Origin of the sequence: Bradyrhizobium sp. i1.15.2, from assembly GCF_040548425.1 — a bacterium.
Classification (GTDB): Bacteria; Pseudomonadota; Alphaproteobacteria; order Rhizobiales; family Xanthobacteraceae; genus Bradyrhizobium; species Bradyrhizobium canariense.
This window is the reverse complement of sequence record NZ_JBEPRQ010000005.1, coordinates 309,378-322,534: the sequence shown is the minus strand read 5'-3', so window position 1 is coordinate 322,534 and position 13,157 is coordinate 309,378. Positions and strand designations below refer to the sequence as shown.

The window sequence follows — 13,157 nt, the reverse complement described above, 5'->3', positions numbered from 1 at the left end:
GCTCCGGCACGTGCGCTGCATCGGAGTTCAGTTAGCCTCCATTTCAAGAACCGTTGGCCTTGTCCGAACGCCGCACCGCGCGGCGGGCGCGTCCAGGCGCGGTGAAAAACAGTGACAAGAACGCTCAGGGAGCAGAGCAATGTTGAAAGGCAGTCTAGGACTGATCGCGTTGAGCAGCCTGTTACTTTCGGGCACCGCCTTCGCACAGGAGAAGATCAAGGTCGGCGTCACCGCGACGCTCGAAGGCACCTACACCGTGCTCGGCGAGGACGGCATCCGCGGCTTCCAGACGGCCCTCAACGTCCTCGGAAAGAAGGTCGGCGACAAGGAACTCGAATTTGTCATCGCCTCGACCGACGCGACGCCGGACTCCGCCGTACGAGCCGTGCGCAAGCTGATCGAGCAGGACAAGGTACAGATCCTGCTGTCGCCGCTCTCTGGCGACGAAGGCATCGCGGTCAAGAATTTTGCAAAGACCCATCCCGAACTCACTTTCATCAATGCCGCCTCCGGTGCCCAGGAAACGACCTATGTCGATCCGGCTCCGAACTTTTTCCGCTACAACATGGACGGCGCGCAGTGGCAGGTGGGCCTCGGCAAATACGCTTATGACCAAAAGAAGTACCGCAAGATCGCGACCGTCGGCGAAGACTACTCCTTCATCTATACGCAGGTGTTCGGCCTCGTGCTCGAGTTCTGCGGTGCTGGCGGACAGGTCACCAACCGGCAATGGGTGCCGCTTGGCACAAAGGACTTTGCCTCGGTTATCGCCGCACTGCCCGACGACGTCGACGCAATCTATCTCGGCCTCGGCGGCGCCGACGCCGTCAACTTCCTGAACCAATACCAGCAGGCCGGCGGCAAGGCGCATCTGATGGGCGGCTCGATCATGATCGACCAGACCATCCTGTCGTCCAAGGGAAACGCCAAGAATGCCCTGATCGGCACGCTGGCCGCGAGCGGCCAGGCCGACACCTGGGAGAACCCGAGTTGGCAGAAGTTCGTGAAGGACTATCAGGACGCCTTCCCGCCCAACAAGCGCTTCCCGAGCCCATCGCTGCTCGCCACCAACTATTATGGCTCGACCATGGCGCTGATCCTGGCGCTGCGTCAGGTCAACGGAGATCTCTCCAACAATCAGGCCAAGTACAAGGAGGCGCTTGCCAAGATCGAACTCGACGCACCCAACGGCAAGATCAAGCTGGACTCCAACCGCCAGGCGATCGGCACCAACTTCGTCACCGAGGTCGTCGACGACGGCAAGGGCGCGCTGTTCTCAAAGGTCGTGAACGTGATCCCGAACGTCAACCAAACGCTGGGCTACGATCCCGCGGTGTTCGCCAAAATCGGTTTACCGAGCCGCACAGTACCGGAATGTAAGAAATACTGACCTAGTCTCGTTCGCGAACGATGACCGGCCGGGGAGAGATTTGCCAGAAGCGCGACACGTGCGCCCTTGCATTCTCTCCTCGGTTGTTGAACGCTACCAAAAAATACCAAGAGCTTTTGGGAGGAGAGGCATGAGCCGGGCGCTCGCCGTCTTCCACGGCCGCTTTGGTCGGGCGACGGTCTATCAGTTGAACCGCCCTTTCAACATCCACGCACATCGCGAAGGTCATTTGATCTTCCATGTCGGCGGGCGTTCCGCATGCATCGATGTCAGTGACGGACGCTACGAGCTCACCGAAGGTTCCGTCGTCGCGGTCAATCCGTGGGAGCCGCATAATTTCCTGCCGTCCGATCTCGAAGGCGGCGCCGTTTTCTTCGTGCTCTACGTCAATGCGGAGTGGTTCGCGCCCGATGCGCCCGGCGCCGACCGCCTACGCTTCGGCCGCACCCAGTTCACGCGGTCCGTTGCGCTGGACAAGCATATCAGGCACGCAGCCGCCCTCGTGTGCGGCGCTCCCTCGCTCAACAGCCTCGATGGCGAGCTGAGAAGCCTGATCGACATTTGTTATGACGAAAGCTGGCAACAGGCGGCGACCGCACGCGATCCGCGGGCAAACGGTTCCGTCACGGATTTTCGCGTGCGCAAGTGCATCAAGATGATGTCGGAGAGTCCTGGCGCCGAGATCGAGCTCGACACCATCGCGCGCGAATCCGGCCTGTCGCGGCCGCATTTCTACCGGCTCTTCCGCACCCAGACCGGCGTCACGCCACACCTCTATCTCAACACGCTGATGATGGAGCAGGCGCTGGAGGCACTGGTGGCGAGCGAAGCGCCGATCGCTGATATCGGCTTCGATCTCGGCTTCTCGTCGCAGAGCGGATTCACCCGCTTCTTCGCCGCCAATGTCGGCATGGCGCCGACCGATTATCGCCGCGCGGCCAAGGTTTTGCGCGCCTGACCGCACGCGAAAAGATACTCACGATCAAACACCTCCCTTACAGCCGCATTAGGATGCGCCAAACGCGATCCCGAAAAGAGGATCACGCGCAATAGGGAGCGCACGTTCATGGCAGGGCTTGCGGCCGGCAACGGTCTGCGTGCCTCTCCGCCCCGCTTGCGGGGTGAGAGATGGGGTGACGTGAAGACGGAGCGGCGATCATGACCCGCTTTGTCGAGCGCCATCCTGCCTGGGCACTGATTGTCATCATCGTGATTGCGGTGGCGCTTTGGCTGATTTTCGCAGTGTGGCCGCAGGGCGTCGAAGATGCGTTCGGCCGCAAGCGGGTCTTCCTCAACGCCCTCTTCAACGGCATCACGCTCGGCGGTCTCTATTTCCTCGTCGCCAGCGGTTTCACGCTGATCTTCGGCCTGATGCGCAACGTCAACCTCGCGCACGGTTCGCTCTATTTGTTCGGCGGCTATGTCGGCTATGCCATCAGCGCCGCTACCGGTTCATGGGTCCTCAGCTTCATCGTCGCTTTCGTCCTGACGGCACTGGTCGGCGTCCTGCTCCAGGTCCTCGTCTTCCGCCGTATGGAAGGCCAGGACCTGCGCCAGACCATGGTGACCATCGGACTCTCGATCGTGTTCGCCGATCTGATGCTGTGGGCCTGCGGTGGCGATTTCTATCAGATCCAGACCCCGAACTGGCTGATCGGACCTGTGGAGCTGCCGCTGGTCACCGCGATCAAATCCTCAGGCGAGCCGGTCTATCTCCGCTATCCCTTGGTTCGACTCGTGATCTTCGCCGCCTCCGTCGTGATCGGCATGGCGATGTGGCTGGCGCTCAACCGCACGCGCATCGGCATGATCATCCGCGCCGGCGTCGACGATCGCGACATCTTGGCTGCGACCGGGGTACGGATCCAACTCGTTTTCGTGGTGGTGTTTGCGCTCGGCGCCGGCCTCGCCGGCGTCGCTGGCGTCGTCGGCGGAACCTTCCAGTCGCTCTCGCCAGGCGAAGATATCCGCTTCCTGCTCGCCTCCCTCGTCGTCGTGATCGTCGGTGGGATGGGCTCGATTCCTGGGGCTGCGCTGGGCGCGCTCATCATTGGCCTCGCCGAACAGCTCGGCTCGGTCTACATCCCGACCTACGCCATCGTCGTGACCTTCCTGATCATGGTTCTGGTGCTGGCAATTCGGCCGCAGGGCCTGTTGGCGAGGCGCTGACATGTCCCTCGCTCACGACGCCCGCGTCCCGGTTCGTCCCGCCACTGCGGTGCAGCGCTCGAAATTGCGCGGATGGCCGGAGATCGACAATCCGGCAGCCTGGACCGTCGCGGCCATTCTCCTGATCATGCCCCTGATCGCCAACGGCTTCTTCCTGATCGAGATCTTTGCGACCACGCTGATCCTCGGAACCATGGCGCTGAGTCTGATGTTTCTTGCCGGCTATGGCGGCATGGTCAGCCTGATGCAGCTCACCATCGCTGGTTTCTCCGCCTATATGGTCGCGGTGTTTGGCGTCAGCGGCAACGCCAATATCAGCCTGGGCTGGCCGTGGTGGCTTGCGGTCCCGATGGCACTTGCGCTCGCGACCATCTTCGGCACGCTCGGCGGCGCGCTGGCGGTGCGCACCGAGGGCATCTACACCATCATGATCACGCTCGCGATCGGCGCGGCGTTCTATTATTTCACCAACCAGAACTGGGCGATTTTCAACGGCCATACCGGCATCAATACCGTTGCCACGCCGCATTTCTGGGGCGTCAACTGGCGCGCCGACATTCCCTTCTATTATATCGTCCTCGCGGTAGCCGCGCTGTGCTACTTCGCCGTCGACTACATCTCCCGCGCGCCGTTCGGCCTCGCGTTGCAAGGTGTCCGCGACAATCCCCGCCGCATGGCGGCGCTCGGCTTCAACGTCAATGCGCATCGCGTCGCGGCCTACGTCTTCGCGTCGTTTGTCGCGGCGCTGGCAGGGGTACTCCAGGTCTGGAATTACCGGCAGATTTCGCCGGGTTCCGTGAGCGTCGGAGCCTGCATCGATATTCTCATCATCGCAGTCGTCGGCGGCATCACGCGCCCCATCGGACCCTTTATCGGCGCGCTGATCTTCGTGCTGCTGCGCACTTTCGCACTCGATTTCCTGGTCAAGCTGGGGCTCGACGGCAACCGCTTTCGGCTCCTGATCGGCCTCGGCTTCCTCGCCATCGTGTTCTGGTCCTCGGACGGCGTCATCGGGCTCTGGCAGAGCTGGCGCCGCCGCCAACGCTCCGGCGCGGCAAGTTCAAGCGGACGACGTGGCCGAGACTCTGGCCGAGAATCTGGCCAAGGATCCAGTCAAGGATCCAACCATGGATAGCGTCGCGCAACGCCTCTCTGTCGTAGGTGCCGGCGCGGCCCTGGAGCTGCGCGGCGTCACTCGTCTGTTCGGCGCGCTGGCGGCACTCACCGACATCACCATTACCGTCCGCCCCGGCGAACGGCGCGCCGTGCTTGGCTCCAACGGCGCCGGCAAGACCACGTTGTTCAACTGCATCACCGGCGACTTCCCACCTTCTTCCGGCACCATCCGCTTCTTCGGCGAGGACGTCACGCACTTCCCGCCCTATGAGCGCATCCGCCGCGGCCTGCGTCGGACTTACCAGATCTCCGCGCTGTTTCCCGGCCTTACCGTCCAGGACAATGTCTACCTCGCCTGCCGTGGCGTCTCACGGGGACGCTTCTCGTTTCTCCGCCCCGGTCAAAACGATGCGTTGATGCACGCGGCCGAAAATCTCGTGCAGGCCGTCCATCTCTCCGGCGTGAAGGATCAGCGCGTTGCCGAGCTCGCGCATGGCCAGCAGCGCCAGCTCGAGATTGCACTTGCGCTTGCCGGCGCGCCGCGATTCGTCCTGTTCGATGAACCCGCCGCGGGACTGTCGCCGACCGAGCGTGCCGAGCTGATCGAGATATTGACCTCCCTGCCCGCGCATATCGGCTACATCATCATCGAGCACGACATGGACGTCGCCCTGCGCGTCGTCGAGAGCGTCACGATGATGCACAACGGGCGGATCTTCAAGGAAGGTCGTCCGCAGGAGATCGAGTCCGATCCCGAAGTGCAGGAGCTTTACCTCGGAGGCGGCCATGAATGAGGTCCGCCGCACCGCCGCCGCGCTCGAAGTCCGCGGTCTGGACGTCTATTATGGCCATTCGCATGCGCTGCAGGGCGTGGATCTGACGCTCGAGGCCGGCGTGTTCTCGGTCGTCGGCCGCAACGGCATGGGCAAGACCACGCTGTGCAAGGCGATCATGGGGCTGGTGCCGGTCAGCGGCGGCTCGATCTGCATCCGCGGCGATGACATCACCCGGCAGCCGCCCGCCCACATAGCCCGACTCGGTGTCGGCTACGTTCCGCAGGGACGGCGGCTGTGGCGTTCACTCAGCGTCGACGAGCATCTGCAGCTTGCCGCCGGCTTGCGCCGCGGCGCCTGGACGGTCGAGCGCATCTACAAGACGTTTCCGCGGTTGGCCGAGCGCAAGGATCACGGCGGCGGCCAGCTCTCCGGCGGCGAGCAACAGATGCTCGCGATCTCGCGCGCGTTGCTCACCAACCCGCGGCTCCTGATCATGGACGAGCCCACCGAGGGGCTCGCGCCCGTCATCGTGGCCCAGGTCGAGGAGATGCTGCTACGGCTTGGCGAGGACGGCGACATGTCCGTGCTCGTGATCGAGCAGAATATCGGGGTGGCGACCGCCGTGTCGGGCAACGTCGCGATCATGGTCAACGGTCGCGTCAACCGCATCATCGATTCGGTGCGGCTTGCCGCCGATCGCGAACTGCAGCAGCGCCTGCTCGGCGTCGGAATGCACGCCGGACTCGAGCTCGACCTCGACGTGCCGCCGGCGGATACGGAAGAGAAGCTTTCTCCGCCGCAAACGCGGCCGGGCGGCGCGATCCGCATCTACATCTCCAACCCGACGCCGCCGACTCGCTGGTCGCAACCGGTGCCGATCGCCCGCATCGAGGCCGCGGCCCGCACGTTCTCGACACAGGTGATGCGTCTCGACGAGACCACACGGCGAGCGCGCGAACCGGTTGCGACGCAAACGCAGGGCCCCCCGGTCGTGCTCGTCGTCGGTACGCTCGACACCAAGGGCACGGAGCTCCGCTTCATCCGCGACATCATCGCCGGGACAGGCCTGCGAACCCGATTGGTCGATGTCTCCACCAGCGGCAGACACGCGGCCAGCGACGTCTCCGCCCAGGAGATCGCCTTGAACCATGGTCGCGGCGGATCGGCGGTATTCGGACCCGACCGCGGCGCCGCCGTCACCGCGATGGCCGAGGCCTTCAGCAGCTGGCTGCGGCGCCAGAGCAATGTTGCCGGCGTGATTTCGGCGGGCGGCTCGGGCGCAGCGTCACTGGTCGCGCCGGGTATGCGGATGCTTCCTGTCGGGGTGCCGAAGCTCATCGTCTCGTCGGTCGCCTCCGGCGACGTCCGGCCCTATGTCGGCCCCGCGGACATCACCATGATGCATTCGGTCGCCGACGTGCAGGGCCTCAACTCGATCTCGCGCGCCGTGCTGGCCAACGGCGCCAACGCGCTGGCCGGCATGGTCAAGGCGCGCCTGGATCAGCATGCACGGAAGGATCGCGACGACAGCGGATTGCCGTCGGTCGGCATCACCATGTTCGGTGTCACCACGCCGGCAGTGCAGAAGATCGCGGCCGACTTGCGCGAGGATTTCGAGTGTCTCGTTTTCCACGCCACCGGCGTTGGAGGACGCTCAATGGAGAAGCTCGTCGATTCCGGGCAGCTCGCAGGCGTCATCGACCTCACGACCACGGAGGTCGGGGACCTCCTGATGGGTGGCGTGTTCCCGGCCACCGACGACCGCTTTGGCGCCATCATCCGCAGCCGGGTGCCTTATGTCGGCTCGGCGGGCGCGCTGGACATGGTGAATTTCGGCGCTCCCGAGACGATCCCGGAGCGCTACCGCGGCAGGAAATTCCAAATCCACAATCCGCAGGTCACACTGATGCGGACCACGGCGGAGGAGAACGAGCGCATGGGGCACTGGATCGCCGATCGACTCAACCGGATGGACGGGCCGGTGCGCTTCTTCCTGCCCGAGGGCGGCGTCTCCGCGCTCGACGCGCGAGGACAGCCATTCTGGGATCCGGATGCCGATGCGGCGCTGTTCCGCACGCTGGAGCGCAACGTGCGGCAGACCGCCAACCGTCAGCTTATCCGCGTTCCCAAGAACATCAATGACCCCGAGTTCGCCTCCACCATTGTCAGCGCGTTCCGAACATTGTTCGGCCGCATTGGGGCGCGCCGGAGACTAGCGAGGTGACCGATGGCACGGTTTGAACGCGCTGCACTGTTGAAGCGCTTCCGCGACATGGCAAGGCGCGGCGAGCCGATCGTCGGCGGCGGCGCCGGCACCGGCCTTTCGGCCAAATGCGAGGAGGCTGGCGGTGTCGACCTCATCGTCATCTACAATTCCGGCCGCTACCGCATGGCTGGCCGAGGCTCACTCGCGGGATTGATGGCTTACGGCGACGCCAACGCCATCGTGCTGGAGATGGCCGGCGAAGTGCTGCCCGTCGTCTCCAGGACGCCAGTGCTCGCCGGCGTCAATGGCACGGATCCGTTCCGCGACATGGATCTTTTCCTGGACCAATTGAAAGCGCTCGGCTTCGCCGGCGTGCAGAACTTTCCGACCGTCGGCCTTATCGACGGCGTGTTCCGCGCCAATCTCGAAGAGACCGGCATGTCCTATGCGCTCGAGATCGACATGATCGCAAAGGCGCGCGAGAAGGACCTGCTGACGACGCCCTACGTCTTTAGCGAGAAGGAAGCTGCCGCGATGGCGATCGCGGGCGCGGATATCATCGTCTGTCATCTGGGCCTGACGACCGGGGGCACCATCGGCGCGCAGACAGCGCTCAAGCTGACGGATTGCCCAGCGCACATCGACACCTGGGCCTCCGCCGCACTCGGCGTCAATCCGGACATTCTGGTGCTCGCTCATGGCGGACCGATCTCCGATCCGGACGATGCCGATTTCATCATGAGGAACACACGCAATTGCCACGGCTTCTACGGCGCCTCCTCGATGGAACGGCTGCCGGTCGAGCGGGCACTGACGGATCAGGTTCGCAAATTCAAGGCGATCGGCGCGCGATAACGCCCAAAGGTCGAGGGAGAGAAACATGTCAGGGACTCTGGTCGGTGAATTGATCCTCTGGCTGATCGTCGCCGTCGTGGTGATCGTGGTCGGCGTCTACATCGTGAACTGGCTCTATCACCGCTCGTCCAAGGAGACCTCATTCGTCCGGACCGGCCTGCTCGGCGAGCGCGTCGTGATCAACGGCGGCGCCTTCGTGCTGCCGTTCATCCACGACTACACGCCGGTCAACATGAACGTGCAGCCGATGGGCATCGTTCGCTCCCGCCAGGACGCCGTAATCACCCGTGACCGCATGCGCGTCGACATCGAGGCCGATTTTTATGTCCGCGTGCAGGCGACCCGCGAAGCCGTGTCTATCGCGGCCGCCACGCTCGGCCGCCGCACCATGGAGCCCGAACAGCTCCACGCCCTCCTCGCCGGCAAATTCATCTCCGCCATTCGTTCCGTTGCCTCGGAGATGACCCTCGAGCAGATGCACGAACAGCGCGGCGAGTACGTCGCCCGCCTCAAGGCAAACGCGGCAGAGGCCCTCGCCCAGAACGGACTCGAGCTGGAGTCAGTCGCGATCACCGATCTGGACCAGACCGATCTCGAATTCTTCAACCCCTCGAACCGCTTCGACGCCGAAGGTCTGACCCGCCTGATGGAGGACATCGAGGCCAAGCGCAAGCTGCGCAACGACATCGAGCAAGATTCGATGATCAAGATCCGCTCTCGCAACCTGGAGGCCGAGCGGCAGGCTCTCGAGATCGAACGCGAAAGCGAGACGGCGCGCCTCGAACAGGAGCGCGACATCGAGATGCGCCGGGCCCTGCAACGCACCGAGGTCGCACGCGAGCGGGCCCTGCGCGAGACCGAAGCCGAGCAGGCGCAGATTTCCGCCCGTGAAACCATCGAGAAGGCCCGCATCGCCAACGATCAGGCGATCGCCGAGGCCCGCATCGCCTCGGAGCGTGAGACCCGTCAGCGGGAGATCGAGCGCACCCGCACCATCGAGGAGAAGGAGCTGCTCGCACGGGAGGAAATCGAGAAGACCCGGATCGCCAACCAGCGTTCGATCGATACCAGCCGCATCGCCTCCGAACGCGAGGTGCGCCAGCGCGAAATCGAGCGGATGCAGACCATCGAGGAAGCTGAGATCACCGCCCGCGAGGCGATCGAGAAAGCGCGTATCCAGCAGGACCGCGTCGTGACGGACGCCCGCATCGCCAACGAAGAGGAGACCCGGCGCCGCGAGATCGACCGGACGCGCGCCGTGGACGAAGCCGAGATCGCTGCCCGCGAGACGACCGAAAAGGCCCGCATCGCCCAGACCATGATTGTCAATGTCGAGCGCATCGCATCCGATGAGCGCACCCGTGCGCTGGAGATCCAGCAGGTGCGTAACATCCAGGAAGCCGAGATTGAGGCGCAGCGTGCGGTCGAGGCGGCGCGCATCGACCGCGAGCATAGGCTCGCCGTCGAGCGCATCGCGGTCGAGCAGAATACCCGGCAGTTGGAGATCGAACGCAATCAGACGCTGGAAGTCGCAGAGGTCACGGCACGCGAGGCCACGGAAGCTGCCCGCATCACCCAACAAGAACGCGTTCGGTCGCTGGAAATCGCCCGCAACCGCGCCGTCGAGGAAGCCGACATCGCCTCACGCGAAGCCATCGAAGCCGCGCGGATCGCGCAGGAGAAGTCTGTTGCAGCCGAGCGTATTCAGGCCGAGCGTGACACACGCGCGCTCGAGATCGAGCGCACAGCCGTGCTCGAGGCGGCCGAGCTGAAGCGGCGCGACACCATCGAGCGGCAGCGCATCGGCGTCGATCTCGCGCTCGAAACCGAGCGCATCACGTCCTCCAGGAAGCGCGAAGTCCTCAACATCGAGCACAAGAAGGCGATCGAGATCGCGGATGAGGACCGGGTCATCGCGCTCTCGACCAAGAAGTCCGAGCGCATCGACGCCGACCGCCAGGTCAGGCAGGCCGAGATTGTCGCGCGCAAGGAGGTCGAGACCACGGACGTCTCGCGCGAGCATGCGCTGGAGGCGGCGCGGATCGAACGTCGCCGTTCGATCGAACAGCTCGAAGTCGCTCGCGTCCAGTCGCTGCAGGAAGCCGAGATTGCCGCGCGTGAAGAGGTCGAGCGCTCCCGCATTGCCTCCGATCGCGGCCTCGACGAGGCCCGCATCGGCCGCGAGCGCGAGCTGCGCAAGCTTGAAATCAATCGTGAGAAGGAGGTCGAGACCGTTCTGATGGAGAAGGCGATTGCCATCCACCTGAAGTCGTTGGAGGAATCCGCGGCCAAGACCTCGGCCGAGGAGGCGCGGGTGCATGCCACTGAGGCGACCGAGCGCGTCATTACCGCGCGCGAGAGCGAGATCGCGAAGCGTCGCAAGACCGTGGAGATCCTGATCGCCGAGAAGCAGGCCGAGGAGACGCGAATTGCCGCGGAAGCCGAACGGATCCGCGCCGCGGTCGAGGCCGAGGCGCAGCGTATGCTCAACGAGGCCGAGAACGTGCTGACGGACCAGGCGCGCTACTCGCTGTTCCGTAGAAAGCTGCTCGACCGCATCGAGGGCATCGTCCGTGAGAGCGTCAAGCCGATGGAGAAGATCGAGGGCATCCGCATCCTCCAGGTCGACGGCCTCAACGGCAACGGCCATGGCGGCAATGGCGGCCGGAGCGCGACCGACGAGGTGATCGACTCGGCGCTGCGCTATCGCGTCCAGGCGCCGCTGATCGACTCGCTTCTTGCGGACATCGGCGTCGAAGGCGGCAGCCTCGCCAAGATGCCAGGCCTGATCCGAGAAGCTCGCGACATGCAGGGCATCAAGGACTCCGCGCGCAAGGGCGGCGGCGGCGAGAAGCCGACCGCTGCGCCCTCGCCTTCGTCCGACGGCGAGCCGACCGCCGAGCGCAGCCCTCGGAAGAAGAGCTGAGGTCGCCCCATGGCCCGGGTCTATGTCTCAACCGTCGTCAACGCACGCAACGATCGCGTCTGGGCGCGGGTACGCGACTTCAACGGTCTGCCGAACTGGCATCCCGCGATTGCGGAAAGCCGCATCGAGGGCGGCGAGCCCTCCGACAAGATCGGCTGCGTCAGGGATTTTCGCCTGCGCAACGGCGATCGTATCCGGGAAAAGCTGCTCGGCCTGTCCGATTACGACATGTTCTGCACCTACTCGATCCTCGAATCCCCGATGGGGGTCGAGGACTACGTCGCGACGCTTCGGCTGACGCCGGTCACGGATGGCGACCAGACCTTCATGGAATGGACCGCCGAGTTCGACTGCGCACCCGAGCGGGAGGCGGAGCTCGTCGCGAATATCGGCGGCGGCGTGTTCCAGGGCGGCTTCGACGCCCTCAAGCGCCAGTTCGGAGGCTGAGCGCCGTGCCGCATATCGTCAAGAGCACGATCCTGGATGCGCCGACCGGCTCCGTGTGGGCCGTGCTGCGCGACTTCAACGGGCACGATCGCTGGCATCCGGCGGTCGCGACCTCCACGATCGAGCGCGCGCAGGCTTCGGACAAGATCGGTTGTGTCAGGCGCTTCAAGCTGCAGGACGGCTCGGAGCTGCGCGAGCAATTGCTGACGCTGTCGGATCTGGAGCAGACCTTCAGCTATTGCCTGCTCGATACGCCGGTCCCGATGTTCAACTACGTGGCCCACGTCCGCCTGCTGCCCGTCACGGATGGCGACCGCACCTTCTGGCACTGGGAATCCCGCTTTTCGGCACGGCCCGAGGACAAGGACCGGATCACCCACATGGTCGCGGAAGATATCTACCAGGCGGGATTCGAAGCGATCCGGCGGTACCTCAAGGAGGCTGTGTCAACATGACTGTGACCGTGAAGACCTTCACGAGCTCGAGCGAGGCCGCGGCCGCGCTGTCGTCCGATCGCAACGCGCGCTATCTCGGCGGCGGCACGCTGGTGATGCGCGCACTGAACGAAGGCGACATCTCGATCTCGACCGTCGTGCGCGCCAATGACCATGCCTTGACGCGCATCGACCCCTCCGGCCCGCGGATCACCCTAGGTGCTGGTGTAACTTTCGCCCGGATTCTGGGCGAGCGCGACCTTGCTTTCCTGCACGCCCCTGCCCGTTCGATCGGTGGCCCGGCGGTGCGCAACATGGGTACGGTGGGCGGCAATCTGTTCGCGCCCAACCCCTATGGCGATTTCACCGTCGCCCTGCTTGCGCTCGATGCCACGGTGGCCCTGCAAGGCGGCTTTGGATCGCGCGACATTCCAATTGAGGAGTTTTTGCAGTCGCGCGAAAGGCAGGCGGGTGCGCTCGTGCTGTCGGTGTCGTGCACGCGACCGACAAACGCGGATGCTTTTCGCTACCGCAAGATCGCACGGATCAAGCCCAAGGGCGGCTCGGTCATCACGCTCGCCGCACATCTGCCTATCAGTGGCGGACGGATCGCCGGGGCGCGAATTGCATTGGGATCGATGGCGCCGACGCAAATACGTGCGCGGGCGGCCGAACGCGCCCTGGAAGGCCGCGCGCTCGATGCCGCGACCGTCGCGGCCGCAGCCTCTGCAGCCGCGGAAGGAACATCGCCGTCCGACAACGCGCTCGGCAGCGCCTGGTACCGCCGCGAGATCGTCGGCGTCCATCTGCGTCGTCTTCTTTTGGGTCAGGAATAGAT

General features: G+C 64.6%; 11 protein-coding genes. All 11 read left to right on the top strand.

Features of this window, described 5'->3' with window-relative positions; genetic code table 11:
- The first annotated feature begins 139 nt into the window (after positions 1-139).
- Entirely contained in the window at positions 140-1,390 is a 1,251-nt protein-coding gene (locus tag ABIB80_RS13070) for an ABC transporter substrate-binding protein (RefSeq protein WP_007593010.1), read from the top strand.
- A 130-nt stretch (positions 1,391-1,520) separates the two neighbouring features.
- Positions 1,521-2,348 (top strand): AraC family transcriptional regulator, encoded by an 828-nt coding sequence (locus ABIB80_RS13065; RefSeq protein WP_027569321.1) that lies wholly within the window; start codon positions 1,521-1,523, stop codon positions 2,346-2,348.
- 200 nt (positions 2,349-2,548) lie between these two features.
- Positions 2,549-3,559 (top strand): branched-chain amino acid ABC transporter permease, encoded by a 1,011-nt coding sequence (locus ABIB80_RS13060; RefSeq protein WP_354127595.1) that lies wholly within the window; start codon positions 2,549-2,551, stop codon positions 3,557-3,559.
- Position 3,560: 1 nt separating this feature from the next.
- On the top strand, positions 3,561-4,694 hold the full coding sequence (locus ABIB80_RS13055; RefSeq protein WP_007593013.1) for a branched-chain amino acid ABC transporter permease: 1,134 nt from the start codon (positions 3,561-3,563) through the stop codon (positions 4,692-4,694).
- Positions 4,687-5,469, top strand: a complete 783-nt coding sequence (locus ABIB80_RS13050; RefSeq protein ID WP_007593014.1) for an ABC transporter ATP-binding protein — start codon at positions 4,687-4,689, stop codon at positions 5,467-5,469. Before ABIB80_RS13055 ends, ABIB80_RS13050 begins: the two co-directional genes overlap by 8 nt.
- Positions 5,462-7,675: an ABC transporter permease gene (locus ABIB80_RS13045; protein ID WP_354127594.1), complete on the top strand. Its 2,214-nt coding sequence runs from the start codon at positions 5,462-5,464 to the stop codon at positions 7,673-7,675. The genes ABIB80_RS13050 and ABIB80_RS13045 overlap by 8 nt, the downstream gene beginning before the upstream one ends.
- 3 nt (positions 7,676-7,678) lie before the next feature.
- On the top strand, positions 7,679-8,512 hold the full coding sequence (locus ABIB80_RS13040; protein ID WP_007593017.1) for a phosphoenolpyruvate hydrolase family protein: 834 nt from the start codon (positions 7,679-7,681) through the stop codon (positions 8,510-8,512).
- A gap of 25 nt (positions 8,513-8,537) precedes the next feature.
- Positions 8,538-11,438, top strand: coding sequence for a flotillin family protein (locus tag ABIB80_RS13035; RefSeq protein ID WP_354127593.1), 2,901 nt, complete (start codon positions 8,538-8,540; stop codon positions 11,436-11,438).
- A gap of 9 nt (positions 11,439-11,447) precedes the next feature.
- Positions 11,448-11,885 carry an SRPBCC family protein gene (locus ABIB80_RS13030; protein ID WP_007593021.1) on the top strand — a complete coding sequence of 146 codons (438 nt, stop codon included), beginning with the start codon at positions 11,448-11,450 and terminating at the stop codon, positions 11,883-11,885.
- Between the two features lie 5 nt (positions 11,886-11,890).
- A complete protein-coding gene (locus ABIB80_RS13025) occupies positions 11,891-12,340 on the top strand; it encodes an SRPBCC family protein (protein ID WP_354127592.1) in 450 nt (149 codons plus the stop codon).
- The gene (locus ABIB80_RS13020; protein ID WP_219684407.1) at positions 12,337-13,155 is read left to right on the top strand and encodes an FAD binding domain-containing protein; all 819 of its coding nucleotides are present in this window, start codon (positions 12,337-12,339) and stop codon (positions 13,153-13,155) included. Before ABIB80_RS13025 ends, ABIB80_RS13020 begins: the two co-directional genes overlap by 4 nt.
- The last annotated feature ends 2 nt before the right edge of the window (positions 13,156-13,157 follow it).

Bases quoted from the DNA above. Each gene is read 5' to 3' on its own strand.
- ABIB80_RS13055 (WP_007593013.1), top strand. From the start codon at position 3,561: ATGTCCCTCGCTCACGACGCCCGCGTCCCGGTTCGTCCCGCCACTGCG.
- ABIB80_RS13060 (WP_354127595.1), top strand. From the start codon at position 2,549: ATGACCCGCTTTGTCGAGCGCCATCCTGCCTGGGCACTGATTGTCATC.
- ABIB80_RS13065 (WP_027569321.1), top strand. From the start codon at position 1,521: ATGAGCCGGGCGCTCGCCGTCTTCCACGGCCGCTTTGGTCGGGCGACG.
- ABIB80_RS13020 (WP_219684407.1), top strand. From the start codon at position 12,337: ATGACTGTGACCGTGAAGACCTTCACGAGCTCGAGCGAGGCCGCGGCC.
- ABIB80_RS13040 (WP_007593017.1), top strand. From the start codon at position 7,679: ATGGCACGGTTTGAACGCGCTGCACTGTTGAAGCGCTTCCGCGACATG.
- ABIB80_RS13070 (WP_007593010.1), top strand. From the start codon at position 140: ATGTTGAAAGGCAGTCTAGGACTGATCGCGTTGAGCAGCCTGTTACTT.
- ABIB80_RS13050 (WP_007593014.1), top strand. From the start codon at position 4,687: ATGGATAGCGTCGCGCAACGCCTCTCTGTCGTAGGTGCCGGCGCGGCC.
- ABIB80_RS13030 (WP_007593021.1), top strand. From the start codon at position 11,448: ATGGCCCGGGTCTATGTCTCAACCGTCGTCAACGCACGCAACGATCGC.
- ABIB80_RS13045 (WP_354127594.1), top strand. From the start codon at position 5,462: ATGAATGAGGTCCGCCGCACCGCCGCCGCGCTCGAAGTCCGCGGTCTG.
- ABIB80_RS13035 (WP_354127593.1), top strand. From the start codon at position 8,538: ATGTCAGGGACTCTGGTCGGTGAATTGATCCTCTGGCTGATCGTCGCC.